The sequence below is a fragment of the Citrobacter sp. Ce104 genome (genome assembly GCF_030334595.1).
In the GTDB taxonomy this organism is placed as follows: Bacteria; Pseudomonadota; Gammaproteobacteria; order Enterobacterales; family Enterobacteriaceae; genus Citrobacter; species Citrobacter europaeus.
This window is the reverse complement of record NZ_JAOWDP010000068.1, coordinates 695,093-716,418: the sequence shown is the minus strand read 5'-3', so window position 1 is coordinate 716,418 and position 21,326 is coordinate 695,093. Positions and strand designations below refer to the sequence as shown.

Genomic DNA, 21,326 nt, shown 5'->3' with positions numbered 1-21,326 from the left:
AATATGACCGTTTTGCTGAAAATCCCCTCAATCAGATTGCTGTTTCTTGCGCTACGTCTTCCGGTACAGTAGCCTGATTGAAATTCCATCCAAATAACGAGTTTTCTGCATGTTAAAGCGCGTGTTTTACAGCCTGTTAGTCCTGGTAGGCTTGCTGCTTTTGACTGTGCTTGGACTCGACCGGTGGATGAGCTGGAAGACAGCCCCCTACATCTACGACGAATTGCAGGATTTACCCTACCGCCAGGTTGGTGTGGTTCTGGGCACGGCGAAGTATTACCGCACCGGCGTCATCAATCAGTATTATCGCTACCGCATTCAGGGCGCATTGAACGCCTATAACAGCGGGAAGGTTAACTATCTGCTGTTAAGCGGCGACAACGCGCAGCAAAACTATAACGAACCCATGACGATGCGTAAGGATCTTATTGCCGCAGGCGTCGATCCAGCAGACATCGTGCTTGATTACGCCGGGTTCCGGACGCTTGACTCCATCGTGCGTACCCGCAAAGTGTTCGATACCAACGATTTCATCATTATTACCCAGCGCTTCCACTGCGAGCGTGCCTTGTTTATTGCGCTGCATATGGGTATCCAGGCTCAGTGCTACGCCGTACCTTCGCCAAAGGATATGCTCACCGTGCGGGTACGTGAATTTGGCGCCCGTTTTGGCGCACTTGCCGATCTCTACATTTTTAAACGTGAACCCCGCTTTTTAGGCCCACTGGTGCCTATCCCTACCATGCATCAGGTACCGGACGACGCACAGGGATATCCGGCGGTTACGCCTGAACAACTGCTCGAATTACAAAAGAAACAAGGAAAATAAGCATGGATGTACAAACCCTTTTCGTCGTGTTGGCCTTTCTGCTCATTCCCGTATTTTGTTTTCGCGAAGCCTGGAAAGGCTGGCGCTCCGGGGCCGTAGATAAAATTAAGAAGAATGCGCGCGAACCGGTCTACGCTTATCGCCATGAAGAGCCCCTGCAATTTTGGTCTTATGTACTGGTTTATGCCGGATGCGGATGTTTATCCTTCGGTATGGTTATTTACTTAGTTTTTTATCGTTAAGGATATTGCCTTTATATTAGCATTTGAGAATAGCTAATATTTTGATAATAGTTACCATTTCAATATAAGGGATTAATGCTGTCCCCCAGCATTTCCCTCAAACTATCTTCTATTTGTGAATTCTTTCACAGAATACTCTTCCTGCAGTGCTTAGCCTTAAGAATAGCCTTTCACTTTTTATATTTTGTTATTAACGGTTTGCCTTAATTTACTCAAGCATTAAGGAAGAAAATATGCCACTACAAAATTATCTGGATGAGCTCACGCCTGGTTTTACTCCATTATTAGCAATAAAAGAGGCTTCCCGCTGTTTATTATGTCACGATGCTCCCTGTAGTCAGGATTGCCCGGCGCAAACCGACCCGGGGAAATTTATTCGCTCCATTTATTTTCGTAATTTTAAAGGCGCCGCCGAAACTATCCGCGAAAATAATGCGCTCGGTGCGGTGTGCGCCCGGGTTTGCCCGACAGAAAAATTATGCCAGCGCGGATGCACGCGCTCAGGAATTGATAAGCCTATTGATATTGCGCGTCTGCAGCGTTTTATTACCGATTTTGAACAGCAGACTGCAATGAAAATATATCAGCCCGCAACAAAAACGTTGGGTAAGGTCGCCGTCATCGGTGCGGGGCCGGCAGGGTTACAGGCCAGCGTAACGCTGAGCAATCTGGGTTATGACGTCACCATCTTCGAAAAACAGGCCCAGCCAGGCGGCTGGTTGCGCCATGGCATTCCAGAGTTTCGTCTGCCGCACTCGGTTTTGGATCATGAAATTGCCCGTATCGTTGAAATGGGCGTGACTATCAAGTGCAATTGTGAAGTCGGCAATGCCCTTTCCGTTGAGCAACTCAAAGCAGAATATCGCGCCGTACTGGTTACCGTAGGCATGTCTTACGGTTCCACATTACCCATGTTTGACCATGCGGAAAACGTCGAAATTGCCGTCGATTTTCTGCAACGGGCCCGGCAAGCCAGCGGTGATATTACCGTCGCGCAAAGTGCATTAATCATCGGTGGCGGCGACGTGGCGATGGATGTCGCCAGTACATTGAAGCTGCTGGGTTGCCCATCAGTCACCTGCGTCGCGCGTGAAGAACTGGCCGACTTCCCGGCCAGCGACAAAGAATTCAGCAGCACTCAGGCATTAGGGGTATCGATTATTGACGGTTTCACGCCGGTAGCGGTTAGCGGAAATCGCGTCACCTTTAAGCACGTACGCCTGCCGGGCGAACTCACGCTTGAAGCCGAACACATTATTCTCGCCGTCGGCCAACATGCTCAGCTTGCTAATTTCGCCGCGTTAAAGCCGCAGCGTAATCTTATTGATACGCAAAACTACCAAACCGCCGATCCGGTCCTGTTTGCTGCGGGCGATATTGTTGAAGGCGATAAAACGGTGGTTTACGCCGTGAAAACCGGTAAGGAAGCCGCTCAGGCCATTCATCACTATTTAGAGGGAGCTTGCTCATGTTAACGAAAGATCTTTCTATTACTTTTTGCGGCGTCAAATTCCCCAACCCATTCTGCCTCTCTTCCTCGCCGGTAGGCAACTGTTATGAAATGTGCGCCAAAGCCTATGATAGCGGCTGGGGCGGTATTGTTTTTAAAACGATCGGTTTCTTTATTGCGAATGAAGTCTCCCCACGTTTCGACCATCTCACCAAAGAAGATACTGGCTTCATTGGCTTCAAAAACATGGAGCAAATTGCCGAGCATCCGCTGGAGGAGAATCTGGCCGCGATCCGCCGACTGAAACAGGACTACCCTGACAAGGTCCTGATTGCGTCGATCATGGGAGAAAATGAGCAGCAATGGCAGGAACTGGCCCGTCTGGTTGAAGAAGCGGGTGCAGATATGATCGAGTGTAACTTCTCGTGCCCGCAAATGACCTCACATGCCATGGGCAGCGATGTGGGGCAAAGCCCTGAGCTGGTTGAAAAATACTGTCGGGCGGTTAAACGCGGCTCTACCCTGCCAATGCTGGCTAAAATGACGCCAAATATTGGTGATATGTGCGAGGTGGCGCTGGCGGCAAAACGCGGAGGTGCCGACGGTATCGCGACCATCAATACGGTTAAATCCATCACCAATATCGACTTGAAGCGGAAGATCGGGATGCCGGTCGTCAATGGTAAATCCAGTATTTCCGGCTACTCCGGCAAGGCCGTTAAACCTATCGCCCTGCGTTTTATCCAACAACTGCGCATGCACCCTGAACTGCGCGATTTCCCAATTAGCGGCATCGGGGGAATTGAAACCTGGGAGGATGCCGCTGAGTTTTTACTGTTAGGCGCGGCCACGCTGCAGGTGACCACCGCGATCATGCAATATGGATATCGGATTGTGGAGGATATGAGCAGCGGATTGTCACATTACCTCGCCGATCAAGGGTTTGAGTCACTGGAGGAGATGGTGGGTCTGGCCAATGCCAATATCATCCCCGCTGAGGAACTTGATCGTAGCTACATCGTCTATCCGAACATCCATCTTGATAAATGCGTTGGCTGTGGGCGCTGCTACATCTCCTGCTATGACGGTGGGCATCAGGCGATGGAATGGAATGAGGAAACCCGCACGCCGCACTGCGACACGGAAAAATGTGTGGGATGCTTGTTGTGCGGTCACGTTTGCCCGGTTGCCTGTATTGATCTGGGCGAGGTGAAATTTAAAACCGGAGAGAAAGAACATGCGTTAACGCTGTAACGCTGATAAGAAAAGCCCGGTACAGATTGCGCTGTGCCGGGCTTTTTGCGTTGTACGTTTACTTCTTACGCGCGTACTTCAGTGAGTCCAGCGCGACAGCGAAGATAATAATGCCGCCCTTGATAATATACTGCCAGTATGGGTTCACGCCGATGTAGGTCAGACCATAGTTGATAACGGTGAAGATAATCACACCGGTCACCACGCCAAACACGGTCCCTACCCCGCCGCTGAACGACACGCCGCCAACCACGCACGCCGCAATCGCATCCAGTTCATACATAAAGCCGAGGTTGTTGGTCGCCGAGCCGATACGCCCGGCTTCGAGCAAACCACCGAAGGCATAGAACACGCCAGACAAGGCATAGATAATCAGCAGGTTCAGCGCAACGTTTACCCCGGACACTTTCGCAGCCTCCGGGTTTCCGCCGATGGCGAAAATGTTTTTACCGAAGCGGGTCTTGTTCCACAGCACCCACACAAAGGCTACGGCAATCAGCGCGTAGAAGGTGATGTAGGAGAGTCGGAAACTGCCTAGCGCAATAAAGCCCTGCGCAAAGGTTGAGAATCCGCTGTCAAAGCCAGAAATTGGCGATGCGCCGACGAAGTCGTAGTACAGGGAGTTGATCCCGTAAACGATAATCATCGTACCCAGAGTGGTAATAAACGGCGTCACGTTCAGATAAGCAATGATAATGCCGTTCACCAGACCGATAACGGCGCCAATCACGCAGACAATCAGCACCACTACGATGATTGGCATCGTAGCCATCTCAGGAAACACCTTATTGGCGTTCTCCATCGATTGCAGCAAGGTTGCCGCCACGACCGCCGCCAGGCCGACCTGACGTCCCGCAGACAGGTCGGTCCCCTGGGTAACGATCAGCCCGGCCACACCCAATGCGATAATAATACGCACCGAGGATTGCGTCAGAATATTACTCAGGTTCAGTAAGCTTAAGAAAGTGGGATCCTGGAAAATAATAATTGCCAGCAAAACTAAAAGAACAACGTAAATTCCGCCTTCTTTCAGGTAAGTAAGAAAACTTTTCTTATTTAACGCACTCATAAGGAGCCCCTAATCTTAAAGGTGCAAAGACGCAAGACGGAGGATTTCGTTTTGCGTTGTAGTTTTAGTGTCAACAATTCCGGCAACGAGACCATTGCTCATCACCAGAATACGATCGGTAATTCCCAGCAGCTCCGGCATTTCAGAGGAAATAATAATAATCCCCTTATCCTTTTTCGCGAGTTCGGCAATCAACTGATAAATTTCAAATTTCGCGCCAACATCAATACCACGCGTGGGTTCATCCAGCATCAGAATTTCTGGCTGGGTTAATAACCAGCGGCCAATAACGACCTTTTGTTGATTACCGCCGGATAGTGAACCGATTTGTGTACGATGGCCCGGCGTTTTCACCCTCATTGAGTCAATAACCCACTGGGTATCGCTCTTCATGCGGGAATTATCCAGCAGACCAACTTTATTTTTATAATTTTGGATATTGGAAATTAACGAGTTAAAACCAATATCCAGATACGCATAAATACCGGTTGAGCGGCGCTCTTCCGTGACCAGCGCAAAACCGTGGTTGATGGCTTCATTTGCGCTGTGGTTATTAATCTTTTTGCCGTGGAGCGTAATCGTACCCGATGATTTCTCACGAATACCAAAAAGCGTTTCAACGATATCAGTACGTTTTGCGCCCACCAGACCGGCAATCCCGAGAATTTCCCCTTTGTGCAAATCAAACGAGATATCACGAATCGACGGCTGACGCAGCGAAGTCAGGTTACGCACTTGCAGAATAACTTCACCGGGTTTGTTCTCTTTATCCGGAAAACGTTGGTTAAGTGAACGCCCAACCATCATGGCGATAATCTTATCCATATCCAGCCCTTCCAGTGGCTGAGTCGCTATCCACTGGCCGTCGCGCAGCACGGTAATTTCATCACACAGCTGGAAGATTTCCTCCATCTTGTGCGAAATATAAACAATGCCGCATCCACGCTCTTTCAGCTTACGGATGATGGTGAACAGATGGTTAACTTCTTTCTCGGTTAGCGATGAAGTCGGCTCATCCATGATGACGATTTTGGCGTCATAGGAGAATGCTTTCGCAATTTCAATCATCTGCATTTGTGAAACGGATAATGTGCCAACGCGCGCGCGCGGATCGATATCAATATCCAGTTCATCGAATATCGCTTTGGTATCGCGGTACATTTTTTCCTGATCGACAAACATGCCTTTGGTGGGATAGCGTCCCAACCACATGTTATCCATCACAGAACGTTGTAATACCAGGTTTAATTCCTGGTGGACCATCGAAATACCATTCTCAAGCGCTTCTTTAACAGAATGAAAATCGATTTCTTTACCCTGAAATAAAATACTGCCGGAATCTTTTTGATAGATGCCGAAAAGGCATTTCAATAATGTGGATTTCCCCGCGCCATTCTCGCCCATTAAGGCATGAATCGAATGCGGGCGGACTTTTAAATTGACATTATCAAGAGCCTTAACGCCGGGGAAGGACTTGTTGATGCCGGTCATTTCCAACAAGTATTCGCCTGACGACTGAGTATGTGTGCTGACCATAATTATACCTTGTTGGCCTTGCAGAGTGCATAATTAAGGGCGCAATGAAATTGCGCCCACATACGGAGTATTTATTTGTTGGTAAACTCTGCCAGATTATCTTTATCGACACCTACGTACGGAACGCGAACAATCTTGTTCTCAATTTTCCAGTTGGTGCCATCAGCCGCACCTTTGCCGTCAGCCAGATTTCTCGCCAGATCGAAGGTGGCTTTCGCCTGATTGTTGGCATCGTTCAGCACGGTACCGGCCATTGCGCCAGACTTCACCAACGCCAGTGCTTCAGGCAGCGCATCCACACCAAATACCGGTACGCTGGTTTTATTGTGTGCTTTCAGCGCTTCAACTGCGCCCATTGCCATCGCATCGTTGTTGGCGATAACCACTTCAATTTTGTTCGCGTTTGGACCGGACATCCACGCATCCATCTTATCTTTCGCCTGAGCGGTATCCCACATTGCAGTATCTAACTGCAACTGCTCAGTTTTAATGCCTTTGTCGTTCAGCTCTTTAATCACGTAAGTGGTACGCGCTTCAGCATCCGGGTGTCCCGGTTCGCCTTTCAGCAGAACAAACTGAATTTTGCCGTCTTTGTTCAGGTCCCAGTTCGGGTTTGCAGCCCAGTGTTTGGCAATCAAATCACCCTGAATAATACCGGATTCTTTAGAGTCGGTACCGACGTAATACGCTTTGTCATAGCTGTCCAGCGCCTTACGAGAAGGTTCTTTGTTGAAGAACACGATCGGTACGTTCTGTCCGCGTGCTTTTTCAATGACCGTGCCTGCTGCTGCAGGGTCAACCAGGTTAATCGCCAGTGCTTTCACGCCTTTTGCCAGCAGCACGTCGATCTGATCGTTTTGTTTGGACTGGTCGTTCTGCGAGTCATTCATCAGCAACTGGACATCTGGCGCCGCTTTAGCATCTTTTTCGATAGCCTTACGTACCACGGACATAAAGTTATCATCATACTTATAGATAGTTACACCAATGCGGGTATCAGCAGCGTGCGCAGCCGCGCCGAATAACATGCTTGCCATTACAGCAGACAGGGTCAACACCTTCTTATTCATGGTATCTCCGGTTTTATTATGCAGGGTAGTACTTGAGATAAATGCTCGGCAGGCAGAACGTTACTGAAGTGTTACTGAACGCCGAAGCTCACTTTTAAAAAATATTTCTTCCGTGTCTGGCAACGCTCCAAAAACAGGCTTTAATTTTTGTTTAAGGCACCTATACCTCGGTGAAAGTGATTATTCACCGTTACATAGTAGTTACAGCGCAACAAACAGTGTCATCATAGCTATCGCATTGTTAATATACTGTGAATTTACTCACATATTGAAAGCGGTTACATCGCGCAACGTTATGAGTTAGTGATCGGTGCCGCATTCTGCCGCAGCGCCACCGAATGGCGACGCACCAGCGTCGGCATAAAGCAATGCGTCGCCTGCGGATCCAATGTGCCTGCCGCGCCCTGCAGCGCGAGCTCCGTCGCCATTTTTGCCATTGAGGCAATGGGATAGCGCACAGTGGTCAGCTGCGGATCGGTGTAACGCGCGATGGGAATATCATCGAAGCCAATGATAGAAAGGTGTAATGGAATAGCGATGCCGTTATCTTTTAGCGCAGTCAGCGCGCCGGCAGCCATATTATCGTTGTAGGCGAAGACCGCCGTCAGTTGTAAGTTACGCCCCAACAGTTCCACCATCGCGGACTCTCCGCCCTGCATATCGGGCGAACCGGTGCCGACCCAGCTTTCTGCCGCAACAATCTCCTGCTCTTTTAGGGCTGTTAACCACCCTTCTTTACGCATGGCATCATCTTCAATGCGATGGCTTGATGCCAGATAACCGATGCGTTGGTGACCATTATTCAGCAGCATTCGGGTCGCCATTTTAGCCCCACTGATGTTATCCAGGCAGACGCAACGGTGAGCGTAGCCTGGCACCAGGCGGTTGATCAGCACCATGCCGGGGATCTGATCCATAAACTCGGCCAGCTCCCGATCGCTCAATGCTTTAGAGTGAACAATCAGTGCGTTACAGCGCTGGCGAATCAACACCTCAATGGCATGACGTTCTTTTTCCGCCTCATGATAGCTGTTGCCAATCAGGACGTACTTCTGATGCTGCTGGGCAACCATATCCACGGCTTTTACCAGCGCGCCAAAAAACGCATCTGATACATCCATGACCACAACGCCAATGGTGTCGCTTACCTGCGTCGCCAGCGCTTGCGCGTTGGCATTAGGTCGATAGCCCAATTGCGTGACGGCTTTCATTACCGCTTCACGCGTATCGGGACTTACCAGCGCACTGTTGTTTAATACGCGAGAAACGGTCGCTACAGAAACGCCAGACTGTCGTGCCACATCACGGATGGTTACCATATTCACTGCCCTGTTTTAGATTGTGGTTACCCACAGACACCCCAGGTTGGGTATTTTGTCAGCACAATGAAACGGACTGCGTGAGTGGTGTCACAGGAATGAAAGCGCTTACATCCATTTTGTTAATGAATGTGATCCAGATCGTTATCTGGATGTACGCGGCAATGATGTCCCCGCAGCACGCAGGGTTAATTGACGCCACAGCCATTCTACCGGGCCCTGGCGGTAAAAACGTAGCCATATGATGGAGAAAAGTAGATTCACGGCCCAGACCGGTATGACGAAAAACAGCAGCTCCAGCCGGTCATATTTCATAAATAAGCCGGCCTGGTAAAACAGCGTGGTGCAGATTAAGGTTTGTAACAGATAGTTGGTTAATGCCATGCGGCCCACACAGGCGATGGCAATGACCCATTTAAAGCGGCTAAGCTGCGGCCAGTAACCGAACATCAGCGCGGCGTAACCGATAGTCTGCAACGGCGCGCCCAGCTCTCGCGGGGCTTGCAGCAAGAAGGCACACCAGCGGTAGGTCCAGTCCAGTTGCCACTGAATGATAATAGCAGGCAGGTTAATCGCCATGCCGATAATAACCAGCAGCACGCCGGTGCGTCGGTAATGCTGTAAGCTGTACTGCCCTTTTAGCCAGCCGCTGCGCATTAATGCCGCGCCGAGCAGCATCATCCCCGCCAGTTGCCATCCGTATTGCGCGCCTAACGCCAGCAAGCTATTGGACATCATATCCACGCGATTGCTGACCGCTTCCATTCCGCCGTTCACTTTCCAGTATTTTTCATACAGCAACGCTGAGGCATCCGGCGTCCAGGCGCGACTGGTTTCACTCCCTGAGATAACCCCCAGCAGCAGCAGTACGCCAACCCCCACCAGATAAAGCAGTAAGCCGGTGTTAAACAAGCTTTTTATCGACGGCGCATCCCGGATCAGCCGCCAGCAAATCAGGCCAATTAAGCCATATGCCAGCAGGATATCGCCATCCCAGAAAAGTAAACCGTGTATAAAACCCAACAGCACCAGCAGCGTAAGCCGCGACTGGATCCAGCGTTTGCCGCGCGGGAGCAGCATTTGCAGACCGGCCCCGAACAGCAATGCAAACAGCGTGAGGAATTTTACCTGCGCAAAGAGATCCAGCAGCGCCCAGGTCCAGGCATCGGATAAGGTGATGTTGCCATACCACGCGGGATTGAGGTATGCCGCCTTTGGCAAGCCAAAGGCGCTAATATTGAGAAGCAGGATACCAAGAATGGCGACGCCACGAATAAAATCCAGCGTGACATTACGCTCCATGGTTCCTGCCCTAATCAGTTGTGATGACGTACTGCGCGCAGGAATTCCTGACGCGTGTTCTGGCTGGACTTAAACAATCCGCCAAGAGACGTGGTCGTGGTCGCACTGGTCGCATCACGAATGCCGCGCGCTTTCACACAGTAATGTACCGCATCAATCGACACCGCCACATTATTGGTTCCGAGCAGCGTTTGCAGCGCGGTGAGGATTTGCTGGGTCAAACGTTCCTGAACCTGCGGACGCTGTGCAAAGAACTGCACAATGCGATTAATCTTCGACAGACCAATGACCGAATCTTTCGGGATATACGCCACCGTCGCTTTGCCGTCGATAGTGACAAAGTGGTGTTCGCAGGTGCTGGTCAGCGTGATATCGCGGACCGTGACCATCTCGTCCACCTTCATTTTGTTTTCAATGACGGTGATTTTCGGGAAGTTGGCGTAATCGAGGCCGGAGAAAATCTCATCGACATACATTTTCGCAATGCGATGCGGAGTTTCCATCAAACTGTCATCGCTCAAGTCGAGATTGAGCAACTGCATAATCTCGGTCATATGGCCCGAGATAAGACGTTTGCGCGTTTCGTTATCCATCTCTTGCACGGGCGGGCGTAGTGGCGTTTCAAGACCACGCGCGACCAGCGCTTCATGAACCAGGGCCGCTTCTTTACTGAGTGATGACATTTCTTCTTCTCCTGCAGGTGGGGCGCCTCTGCCCTGCATGGGGCAAAGTTTTTAGGCTGTGTCACAGCCAGAACATTGTGCGTGAGGCGGCGCACATAATCCAGTATTCACCGCGATAATTATTGAAATTGGCGCAGCCTTTCAGCGTAGCGATTTCACTTTTCATTCAACCCGGTGACATCGAGTGTTAATGTAAAGTTATATAGATGATGAAGTATGTTTGCTCAATGCGGAAGTGAAAGTTACTCACAGTGCTATGAATAATCTGTATTATGGTGAGTTCGCAAACACATTCAGGTTCAACACAATAAGGAGCCACGCATGGAAATGCTTGAAGAGCACCGCTGTTTTGAAGGCTGGCAGCAACGCTGGCGTCACGACTCTACCACGTTAAATTGCGCCATGACCTTCAGTATTTTTCTTCCGCCACCCCGCGATAACGCCCCGCCTCCGGTGCTGTACTGGCTGTCGGGCCTGACCTGCAATGATGAAAACTTTACCACCAAAGCCGGTGCGCAGCGCATCGCGGCTGAGCTGGGCATTGTTCTGGTGATGCCGGACACCAGCCCGCGCGGCGAGCAGGTTGCCAACGATGACGGCTACGATTTAGGCCAGGGCGCGGGATTTTACCTCAATGCCACCCAGCCGCCGTGGGCAACGCATTTTCGCATGTATGACTATCTGCGTGATGAGCTGCCGGCACTGATTCAATCGCAGTTTAACGTCAGCGATCGCTGCGCCATTAGTGGACATTCCATGGGCGGTCACGGCGCGTTGATTATGGCGCTGAAAAATCCCGGGAAATACACCAGCATTTCCGCCTTTGCGCCGATCGTCAATCCTTGCCGCATTCCGTGGGGCGAGAAGGCGTTTAGCGCTTATCTGGGTGAAGATAAATCACAGTGGGCCGAGTGGGACAGCTGCGCGTTAATGTTGGCCAGCAAGCCCGCAGATGCGATTCCGACGCTAATCGATCAAGGCGACAGCGACCAGTTTCTTGCCGATCAGCTCCAGCCTGCGGTACTGGCCGAAACGGCCCGTCAAACCGCATGGCCGATGACGCTGCGCATCCAGCCAGGTTACGACCACAGCTATTACTTTATTGCGTCGTTTATTGAGGATCACCTGCGCTTCCATGCCCAGTATCTGCTGAAGTGATCACCAGTAAAGCGTATTTTCTATTGCCGCGCTGTAGCTCATCTCTTCTGACTGCGGCGCGGACGCTTTACGATTTAGATCGGTCGCCTGCTGGCGTACCTGTAATCGCCCCACGCTCTCACCGCCTTCATGACCTTCGTTAAAATTACGCACTTCAGACTCGAATAAGATTGCATCCAGGTGGTGCAACTTTTTCAGCGCCCGCAACAGGGAGATAAGCGTGTCCAGATTGAGGCCACCGCCTTTCTCGATGCGTTTAATGGTCGCAATGCCGACCTGTGCACTGTCAGCAAGCTGCTGCTGTGTTAGCGCCAGAGAAATCCGCGTTTCTCTAATGCGAGCGCATAATGACAAGATGATTTCATCATTATTCATGGTGTGATATTTCATGCCGCCCTCCCCCGATTTTTGGGCTGAATTTTCCCAAGGCAGCCGTGATACGTTTCGCGGTACTTCGCGCTCATGTCTTTACCCGTTTCATACATGGCTGCAATCACCTCATCGAGCGAAACGCATGGCTCGCTGACGCGGCTCATCGCCATCGTTGCGGCGTTAATCGCTTTTACGGACGAAATCGCATTTCGCTCGACACAGGGAATTTGTACCTGCCCGCCAACCGGATCGCAGGTCAGCCCGAGATGATGCTCCATGGTGATTTCTGCGGCATTCAGCACCTGAGCAACTGACGCCCCCATCAGTTCCGCTAACCCTGCCGCGGCCATCGAACTGGCCACACCGATCTCTCCCTGACACCCGACCTCAGAACCCAAAATAGACGCGTTTTGTTTGAACAGTAGCGCAATGGCGCCAGCGGTGAGGAAAAAGCGGATAACCGATGCGCTATCCAGCTTACAGACAAACTTATCGTACCAACTGAGGACCGCTGGGATGATACCGCTGGCACCATTGGTCGGCGCGGTCACCACCCGCCCTCCTGCGGCGTTTTCCTCGCTGACGGCAATCGCAAACGCATTCACCCAGTTGAGGTTGGTGAGAAAGTCGTTAGCAGAGGGTTTCATTGCCAGTAATTTATAGAGCGAGCAGGCCCTGCGCGGCACCTGATACGAGCCGGGCAGTAGGCCTTCAGTATGCAGACCACGATGGACTGCCTGCTGCATTACCGCCCAAACATGCGCGAAATAGTCATGCAACGCCGCCTGAGAATGCATCTGTAACTCATTTTTCATCATTAATGCCGCAACGGATAATCCATTACGCTGGCACAGCGCCTGCAGCTGCGCGGCATTTTGAAACGCAAACGGAAATGCGTTTTTTTGCGCGGCTCTCTCGGGCACCGACTCGCCGGGTTTGCGAACCTGGCCGGCGCCGGTTGAAAACCATGTTTCTTCATACAACGTAAAATAATCATCCCTGGCGCGAAACGTCATCGCATAGGGATGACCAGAATGCGGGTGTTGATTCGGCTTAATCGCGACCGTCACGGTAACTGAAGGAGAAAGCGTCAGGGTGCCGTCCTGTTCAGCACGTTTAATGAGATCCATCTGCTGGCGTAAATCAACATCATCCGGCTGGTTGCCCAACAGCCCCAGATAAAGAGCGATATCAACGTTATGACACTTGCGGCTTAATGAGAGCGCGCCATATAGCTCAACCTCGATTTCTCGCGTTAGCGGTAAGATCTCCTGTAGCTTTAATTGTGAAATGAAGTTAAACGCGGCACGCATTGGCCCTACTGTTCTTGAACTGGAAGGCCCAATAACGACTTTAAAAATATCAATACAACTTTCCATTTCAGACCCATCCCTGTTAGTCAAAATAGAATATACCGCCAGTAGCAGCAGACCGTGACGCGTATATCAAAAACGATACCTTTCAGACTTTGTTTATTTGTTGGTATAAAAAACAATACTATTTTATCTTTTTTTTAACATTCACATCTGTGATAAAGCAGGATTCAATCACCACCCTCTACTATTACAATAATCTTAATTTACAGGAGTGAGATAATGGCAATTATTTATTTTATTAGTGCAAAAGATCCTGAAAAACTTCAGGCATGGCTGCACAATACGTTTCTAAATACCGAGACCAAACAATATCCTTGCGCACTGGAACAGTTATCTATAGCCGCATTCAATAAACCGTATTTAAAATTATCAATACCCGATGAAGTATTCACCGATGACATATACAAGAAACTAAGAGCTACATCGTTCACTCAGCAATTTGATTTTTTCCTAAAACCGCAAATCATCCCGACGAACGGGATCATCGCCTTTGACATGGACTCGACGTTTATCGAGGAAGAAGGTGTGGATGAGATCGCCCACGCGCTAGGCATCACCGATCGGATAACGGAACTGACGCAGCAGGCGATGGAAGGAAAACTGGATTTCAATAGCAGTTTCACTCAGCGCATCGGAATGTTAAAAGGGACGCACATCGATGTCATCAATGCCGTATGCGATCGGATGACGGCCTCTCCCGGCATCACCACCATTTTGCCATTCCTCAAACAGAAGGGATTTAAAACAGCGATCATTTCCGGCGGACTGGATATTTTCACCCGCCGTTTACAACAGAAATATCAGCTGGATTATGTATTTTCAAATACCGTTGCAATCAGGGATGGCATGCTAACGGATAATATTTCCACGCCAATCATGAATGCAGAAAATAAGCAAAAAACGTTGGCCATACTTGCCGAATCTCTACAGATACCTCAGCATAACATTATCGCCTGCGGTGATGGCGCCAACGATATCCCCATGCTGACGTATGCTGGCACCGGTATTGCCTGGCAAGCAAAACCCGCCGTCAGGAATTTAATTGCCAATCAGATTAACTTTCACGGATTCGAGTCGCTTTTGTTCTTTATCGAAAATGGATTATAACCCCACGAGCACTGTCTGAAGGGAAAATCATATGAGCTTGAAATCATTTATATTCAGCCAGGCTGATAAGCCGGTTGTAAAAGAAAAAAAAGAGATCGACCATACTTACAAAAAATTCAGAATAGAGATTATTACCTCAGTTTTTATCTCTTACGCCGTCTTTTATTTAACACGTAAAAACTTCTCAGCCGCCATGCCGGCCATGCTGTCAGATACCGCTCTGACCGCTGAAGATTTTGCCATCATGTCTTCACTGTTTTACATTCTGTATGGCTCAATGAAGTTTGTTGGCGGCATGCTGGTTGATAAAATCAACCCGAAAGCCATGACCGGCCCGGTGCTCATTGGCGTGGGGATCGTTAATATTCTGTTTGGTTTTTCCGACAGCGTTACCGCGTTTTATGTGTTGTACAGCCTCAATGCTATCCTCCAGGGCACCAGTTTTCCGCCAATGGCAAAGATCATGGCATCCTGGTTTTCCAAGAATGAACGCGGACGTTGGTGGGCGGTCGTTGAAGCGGCGCATAATATTGGCGGTAGTCTCGCCCCACTGCTGACAAGTTTCGCGATTGTCTGGAGCGGTAGCTGGAAAATGGGTTTTTATGTGCCGGGCGCGATCTCCTTGCTGATGGGGGTCATTGCGCTCTTTACAATTAAAGACCGTCCCGGGACCTTAGGTTTGCCCAACGTTGGCGAATGGCGCAAGGATCCAACAGAGTTAGCCCAGGTTAAAGCCAGTCCGGTTAACCTCTCCTTTTGGCAGATTTTTGTTAAATATATCCTGATTAACCCGCTGGTGTGGATTATTATCATTGGCGATATGTCTGTTTATATTGCCCGCACCATCCTCAACGACTGGCCACAAATTTACTATTCTCAGGTACATGGCTGGAGCCTGATTAAAGCCAACTCCATTATCTCGTGGTTTGAAGCCGGAGGACTTGCCGGGGGGTTACTGGCGGGTTACTTATCGGACTTTATGTTTAAAAGTAACCGCTGGATGACAGGATTAATATTCGCATTAATGCTCTGCGTGTGTATTACCTTAATCCCACTAGTTCAGGATACTTCATATACCATTACGGCCATTCTCTTCACTATTATGGGTTTTGCCCTGTACGGCCCGCATATGCTTTTTGCCGTAGGTTGTCTGGATGTCACTCACAAAGATGCGGCGGGATCGATAACCGGTTTCCGCGGATTGTTTAGCTATGTTGGCGCGGCATTAGCAGGCGTACCGGTGATATTAGTAAAGAACAACTGGGAGTGGTCTGGAGTCTATCTCTATGCCGTGATCGCAATCCTGTTAACCACCTTGTCACTGGCCTTACTCGCCAAATTCCATCGGCTATAAGCCAGCCATAACAGGACGGTGGCACCATCGCCGCTGTCCTTCGGTTAGGCTCTTTCAGCGTCAAAAAGGTGTCCTTCCTCTTCATTCCTCCATCATTCCTTCACTTTTTCTCCTTTTTTCTTTCCACATTATCCTATTGATTAAAAAAGCTTTTATATCGAAACAATATCAAACACAAATGATTTCTATTATCATTTGTGTTTACAAATATTCATACTTTTGTACAATCCATTCGCTTCTTTACTGAAAAGAGTCCTTAAAAGACAAATACATACAATTGTCATGGCCTTTCATATGACACGCAGTTTGATTCATTTAAATGGAATGATACAAATGACTATACCTCACGTTAAGGCTGTAGCTGCCGCAGTATGCGTCGCCAGTCTCCCATCACTCGGCCATGCCGCTGAACAAGACACCGTAGTCGTTACCGCTACCGGCTTCGAGCAGAAAATTCAGGATGCACCCGCGTCGATATCTGTTATTACCAAGCAGCAGATTGAGGACAAAGCCTATCGCGATGTTACCGATGCGCTAAAAGATGTCCCTGGCGTCGTCGTCACCGGCGGGGGGAGCAGCAGCGATATTAGTATTCGCGGTATGGCTTCGCAATACACGCTCTTCCTGGTCAACGGCAAACGCATTAGCACGCGCGGCACACGTCCTAACAGCGACAACTCAGGTATTGAGCAAGGTTGGCTGCCGCCGCTGGAATCCATCGAGCGTATCGAGGTAATCCGCGGCCCGATGTCATCCCTCTACGGCTCCGATGCGATGGGCGGCGTCATTAACGTCATCACCAAGAAAGTGTCGAATACCAAAGCCTGGACCGGCTCTCTGCACGGCGATGCCACCTTCCAGGAAGACAGAGATTCCGGCGATATTTACCAGACTAACGCCTATGCGTCTGGGCCACTGATTGACGGATTACTCGGCGCGAAGGTGACTGGCTTATTCTCCCACCGGGCCGAAGATAAAATCCTTAATGGCTACAATGAACAGCGTATGCGTAACGGGGGTTTAACCCTGAACTTTACGCCAGATGATAAAAATGACATCGACTTCGATTACGCGCGTGAACTGCAGGATCGCGACAGTACGCCAGGCAAATCCATGGCCGAGGAAAACTGCCGTAACGGGAGCTGTAAGCCCAACAGTAAAAGCGAAAACAAGTATGTGCACACGACGTATTCCCTGACCCACAGCGGTTATTACGACGACTTCAACTCCACCAGCTATATCCAGCAGGAAGAGACCGACAACCCCGGTCGCCAGATGAAGTCTTATAACACGATTTTCAATAACCAGAACCAGGTCTTCCTTGGGGCGCACACCCTGACGTTGGGAGGACAATATCGTTATGAAAAACTGCGCGATAATGGCAACCAGCTACAAGCGGCTGATGGACTGAACAAACTGACTCGCTGGAGCTGGGCGCTATTTGCCGAAGATGAATGGGCCGTTACCGATACCTTCACGCTGACCGGCGGTCTGCGTATGGATAAAGATGAAAACTACGGCGACAACTGGACGCCACGCGGCTATGGCGTATGGCATCTGAGCGATCAATGGACCTTAAAAGGCGGCGTTTCTGCGGGCTATCGCGCCCCGGATCTGCGCCAGTCTTCTGCCAGTTGGGGACAGGTCACCGGCGGCGGTCGTCTGAACGGAATCATTGTCGGCAACCCGGACCTGAAACCGGAGAAAAGCCTCAGCGAAGAGATCGGTTTACTGTGGGATAACGGCAACGACCTCAATGCGGGCGTTACGCTGTTCAATACTGACTTCAAAAACAAAATCACCGAAGTTCGCCGTTGCAACAGCAGTTCCGATCCGGCCTGCACCATCGGCAATACCCATTATGACTTCGTCAGCGATCGCGTTAACGTCGATAAAGCCAATATGCGCGGCGTAGAATCCACCTTCGGCTGGAAAATCACCTCCGACGTCAACTGGACGGCGAACTATACCTATACGGAATCTGAGCAGAAAAGCGGTCAGTTCTCCGGCCAGCCGTTGAACAAAATGCCGAAGCATATGTTCAACACTACGCTGGACTGGCAGGCCACCCAGGATCTCGGTTTCTGGAGCCGTCTGAATCTGCGCGGGAAAACGTCTGAATACCTGAGCCGTACCTCCATGGCCCAGGGCACGCCGTCCTATACTCAGGTCGATGTTGGTTTACGTTACTATGCAACCAAGGATCTGTTGATGACCGCTGGCGTGTATAACGTGCTGGATAAACAAATCGATTACGATACCTACGACACCGTTCTTGATGGACGTCGTTACACGGTTGGCATGACTTACAGCTTCTAAGTCTGGCGCAATAAAAAACCCCGGCACTCATCATGCCGGGGTTTTGTTTTTTCTGCCGTAGCTGGTTAAGAATTATTTCTTCACGCGACCCGGGAATTTCATTTCGCTATAGCGAACAAAATGGGTTCCTTTCGTCAGCTTATAGCCAAACCAGATAATCAGGAACAGCGGGATACCGATATAGGTTGCCATCACGCCGCCCCAGTCAATGCTGTCTTTCAGGAACGCTTCGTAGTTCTGGCCGAGAGTGATAATCAGACACAGCACAAAGGCGAAGATCGGACCCAACGGGAAGAAGCCAGAACGGTACGGCAAATCCTTCACATCGTGACCCTGCAGCACATAACCACGACGGAAGCGATAGTGGCTAATGGCGATCCCCAGCCAGGCGATAAAGCCCGTCATCCCGGAGGTATTCAGCAGCCACAGGTACACGGTCTGGTTGCCAAACATCGAGGTCAGGAAGCACAGCCCCGCCACCACGGTGGTCGCATACAGCGCGTTACGCGGAACGCCGCCACGAGACAGTTTACCGAAAATACGCGGCGCTTTACCGTCGCATGCCAGGGTGTAAAGCATACGCGTGGAGGCGTACATCCCGGAGTTACCCGCAGACAACACTGCCGTCAGGATAACCGCGTTCATCACCGCCGCCGCAGACAGCAGACCCGCATGTTGGAATACCAGCGTGAATGGGCTAACGCTGATGTCTTTCACGTCGTTGCGCAGCAGGCTCGGATCGGTGTACGGAATGATCAGGCTAATAATCAAAATCGCGAACACATAGAACAGCAGGATTCGCCAGAACACCTGACGTACCGCACGTGGAATATTCTTTTCAGGATCTTCAGATTCGCCTGCCGCGATACCGATAAGCTCCGTACCCTGGAAGGAGAAGCCGACGATCATCGCCACGCCAATCATCGCGGCAAAGCCACCGGCAAACGGTGCATCACCGGTCGTCCAGTTACTCCAGCCCACCGGCTGAGCGCCTTTGAAGATACCGAAAATCATCATCACGCCAACCACGATGAAGATAATGACGGTGGTAACTTTGATCAGTGAGAACCAGTATTCCGCTTCACCAAATCCGCGAACGGAAATGTAGTTCAGCAGGAAGATAACGCCGAGGAACAGTGCGCTCCAGATCCAGCCTGGCGTGTCCGGGAACCACCAGCTCATCACCAGCTGTGCGGCCACCAGGTCAACGGCAATCGTTACCGCCCAGTTGTACCAGTAGTTCCAGCCCAGCGCGAAGCCAAAGCCTTCTTCTACGTAGTTCTGACCGTAGGTGGAAAACGAGCCGGAAACCGGCATATAGGCAGCCAGTTCACCGAGGCTGGTCATCAGGAAGTACACCATCAGACCGATCAGTATATAAGAGAACAACGCGCCGCCAGGACCCGCCGCAGAAATAGTTGCACCAGATGCAACAAAAAGACCTGTACCGATGGAGCCTCCAATGGCAATCATCGTCAGGTGACGCGCCTTCAGTTCACGACGTAGCGTGGGCGCTTCTGTGGTTTTAGTTTCGGAAACCATGTGAAAATGCTATCCATCCAAAAAATGAGGCGCGATTGTAGCAGACGAAATGGCATTCTTCTGGCACAAATACGCAGTTATAAGAGACCTTCATGACTGGCCGCGGATTATAAGTAAAGCAGAAAATGGGCGACGCAAGGCGGATAAAACGTAACCGCCAGCATGCTTAGAGGGACCTTTCGACAATCAGCGCTTTAATCGCCCAGTTCTACCTGGTCGCTGTAATGTAAAAAACGCGTAATGGCATTAGAGATATGTTTTTGCCGGTGATGAACGCGCCAGAGAGTGCGGACTAAACGCGGCAGCGGCACAGGAACTTCGCTCAACGTACCCGCCTGTAACTGCTCCGCTATAACCCGGCGCGACAAACAGCTGATCCCGAGACCATGGCGCACCGCATGCTTAATGGCCTCCGAGTTACCCAACTCCATTGCCATCTGAAATCTCGGCAGATGGGACAGCAGCAGGTAATCCACCAGTTCGCGCGTACCCGATCCTCGCTCGCGCAGGATCCACGGCGAAGCCGCCAGCTGTTCCAGCGTAACGGACCCCTTTGTGAGCGGTGACGAGGGTGCGGCAAACACCACCAGTTCGTCTTCCAGCCACGGCTCAGAGATGATTTCCGTGCTGTGACACGGCCCTTCGATCAGCCCAATGTCTACCCGAAAATCCAGCACCGCATTGATTACGTCCTGGCTGTTGCCCACGCTAAGCTCCAGCGGCAAATCAGGGAAATCCTGGCGATAACGGGCGATCATGGCGGGCAAAATGTAGTTGCCAATAGTGCTACTGGCGTAGACCCGAATAGCACCATTATCTTCGCGAAAAAGCTGTTCGATTTCGATCGTTTGCTCAAGCAGCGCCAGCGCGCGTGGATAAAGCAAGCGCCCGTGCTCGTTGACCACCAGCCGTTTGCCCACACGGTCAAACAGCTGCACACCAAGTTGCCCTTCGAGATCGGTTAGCGCCGCACTCACCGCCGACTGCGACAATGCCAACATGACAGACGCCTGGGTCGTTGAGCCGCTTTTTAGTACCTCAGCAAACACTTCAAGTTGTCGCAGGGTGATATGCATAGTCGTTTTCCACCGGATATCCGTTACTTATACCCTAAATAATTCGAGTTGCAGGAAGGCGGCAAGAGAGAGACAAATTCGTCAGGAACGAATTTGACCAGCCAAAGGCTGGCCTCTGGTGAGGGACATGGATGTCCCTCATTAATCCCCGGGAGCGTACTTAAGTACGTGACTGGGGTGAACGAGCGCAGCCAACGCACATGCAACCTGAAGTATGGCGGGTATACCACTTATATAGATTAATTATAAATATATAATCAATTTTATT

At 50.5% G+C, this 21,326-nt stretch carries 18 protein-coding genes; 8 read left to right on the top strand and 10 right to left on the bottom strand.

Going from position 1 to position 21,326, the window contains the following annotated elements; genetic code table 11:
• Positions 1–109: 109 nt before the first annotated feature.
• From sanA to preA, 4 genes are all read left to right on the top strand, one after another.
• On the top strand, positions 110–829 hold the full coding sequence (gene sanA, locus OGW16_RS21815; protein ID WP_043016954.1) for an outer membrane permeability protein SanA: 720 nt from the start codon (positions 110–112) through the stop codon (positions 827–829).
• Between the two features lie 2 nt (positions 830–831).
• Positions 832–1,071 carry a DUF2542 family protein gene (locus OGW16_RS21810; RefSeq protein WP_047409976.1) on the top strand — a complete coding sequence of 80 codons (240 nt, stop codon included), beginning with the start codon at positions 832–834 and terminating at the stop codon, positions 1,069–1,071.
• Positions 1,072–1,304: 233 nt separating this feature from the next.
• Positions 1,305–2,546 (top strand): NAD(P)-dependent oxidoreductase, encoded by a 1,242-nt coding sequence (locus tag OGW16_RS21805; protein WP_043016956.1) that lies wholly within the window; start codon positions 1,305–1,307, stop codon positions 2,544–2,546.
• On the top strand, positions 2,540–3,775 hold the full coding sequence (gene preA, locus OGW16_RS21800) for an NAD-dependent dihydropyrimidine dehydrogenase subunit PreA (RefSeq protein WP_075145910.1): 1,236 nt from the start codon (positions 2,540–2,542) through the stop codon (positions 3,773–3,775). The genes OGW16_RS21805 and preA overlap by 7 nt, the downstream gene beginning before the upstream one ends.
• A 58-nt stretch (positions 3,776–3,833) precedes the next feature.
• Here preA and mglC read toward each other — a convergent pair whose 3' ends face one another.
• The 6 genes from mglC to folE all read right to left on the bottom strand — a co-directional run bounded on the left by mglC (position 3,834) and on the right by folE (position 10,754).
• On the bottom strand, positions 3,834–4,844 hold the full coding sequence (gene mglC / locus OGW16_RS21795; protein ID WP_005129205.1) for a galactose/methyl galactoside ABC transporter permease MglC: 1,011 nt from the start codon (positions 4,842–4,844) through the stop codon (positions 3,834–3,836).
• 15 nt (positions 4,845–4,859) lie between these two features.
• A complete protein-coding gene (mglA, locus tag OGW16_RS21790; RefSeq protein WP_286518838.1) occupies positions 4,860–6,380 on the bottom strand; it encodes a galactose/methyl galactoside ABC transporter ATP-binding protein MglA in 1,521 nt (506 codons plus the stop codon).
• 71 nt (positions 6,381–6,451) lie between these two features.
• Complete coding sequence (mglB, locus tag OGW16_RS21785; RefSeq protein WP_043016958.1) at positions 6,452–7,450, bottom strand: galactose/glucose ABC transporter substrate-binding protein MglB; 999 nt, start codon at positions 7,448–7,450, stop codon at positions 6,452–6,454.
• A 293-nt stretch (positions 7,451–7,743) separates the two neighbouring features.
• Positions 7,744–8,769 (bottom strand): HTH-type transcriptional regulator GalS, encoded by a 1,026-nt coding sequence (galS, locus tag OGW16_RS21780; protein WP_043016959.1) that lies wholly within the window; start codon positions 8,767–8,769, stop codon positions 7,744–7,746.
• A gap of 144 nt (positions 8,770–8,913) precedes the next feature.
• Complete coding sequence (gene yeiB / locus OGW16_RS21775; protein WP_043016960.1) at positions 8,914–10,071, bottom strand: DUF418 domain-containing protein YeiB; 1,158 nt, start codon at positions 10,069–10,071, stop codon at positions 8,914–8,916.
• A 14-nt stretch (positions 10,072–10,085) separates the two neighbouring features.
• Positions 10,086–10,754, bottom strand: coding sequence for a GTP cyclohydrolase I FolE (gene folE, locus OGW16_RS21770; RefSeq protein WP_003027410.1), 669 nt, complete (start codon positions 10,752–10,754; stop codon positions 10,086–10,088).
• A gap of 321 nt (positions 10,755–11,075) precedes the next feature.
• Between folE and fghA the strand changes: the two genes are divergently transcribed.
• On the top strand, positions 11,076–11,912 hold the full coding sequence (gene fghA / locus OGW16_RS21765) for an S-formylglutathione hydrolase (protein ID WP_087051322.1): 837 nt from the start codon (positions 11,076–11,078) through the stop codon (positions 11,910–11,912).
• On the opposite strand, the gene OGW16_RS21760 is transcribed toward fghA, so the two are convergent.
• Complete coding sequence (locus tag OGW16_RS21760) at positions 11,913–12,302, bottom strand: helix-turn-helix domain-containing protein (RefSeq protein ID WP_286518836.1); 390 nt, start codon at positions 12,300–12,302, stop codon at positions 11,913–11,915.
• Positions 12,299–13,663 carry an L-serine ammonia-lyase gene (locus tag OGW16_RS21755; protein WP_087051321.1) on the bottom strand — a complete coding sequence of 455 codons (1,365 nt, stop codon included), beginning with the start codon at positions 13,661–13,663 and terminating at the stop codon, positions 12,299–12,301. Before OGW16_RS21755 ends, OGW16_RS21760 begins: the two co-directional genes overlap by 4 nt.
• A gap of 216 nt (positions 13,664–13,879) precedes the next feature.
• Here OGW16_RS21755 and serB point away from each other — a divergent pair, with 216 nt between their 5' ends.
• From serB to OGW16_RS21740, 3 genes are all read left to right on the top strand, one after another.
• Positions 13,880–14,767, top strand: a complete 888-nt coding sequence (gene serB / locus OGW16_RS21750; protein ID WP_286518834.1) for a phosphoserine phosphatase SerB — start codon at positions 13,880–13,882, stop codon at positions 14,765–14,767.
• Between the two features lie 31 nt (positions 14,768–14,798).
• Entirely contained in the window at positions 14,799–16,121 is a 1,323-nt protein-coding gene (locus OGW16_RS21745) for an MFS transporter (RefSeq protein WP_181634542.1), read from the top strand.
• Positions 16,122–16,454: 333 nt separating this feature from the next.
• On the top strand, positions 16,455–18,440 hold the full coding sequence (locus OGW16_RS21740) for a ligand-gated channel protein (protein ID WP_047409946.1): 1,986 nt from the start codon (positions 16,455–16,457) through the stop codon (positions 18,438–18,440).
• A gap of 72 nt (positions 18,441–18,512) precedes the next feature.
• On the opposite strand, the gene lysP is transcribed toward OGW16_RS21740, so the two are convergent.
• Entirely contained in the window at positions 18,513–19,982 is a 1,470-nt protein-coding gene (lysP, locus tag OGW16_RS21735) for a lysine-specific permease (protein ID WP_003027419.1), read from the bottom strand.
• 194 nt (positions 19,983–20,176) lie between these two features.
• On the bottom strand, positions 20,177–21,058 hold the full coding sequence (gene yieE, locus OGW16_RS21730; protein ID WP_043016966.1) for a DNA-binding transcriptional regulator YeiE: 882 nt from the start codon (positions 21,056–21,058) through the stop codon (positions 20,177–20,179).
• Positions 21,059–21,326: the final 268 nt, after the last annotated feature.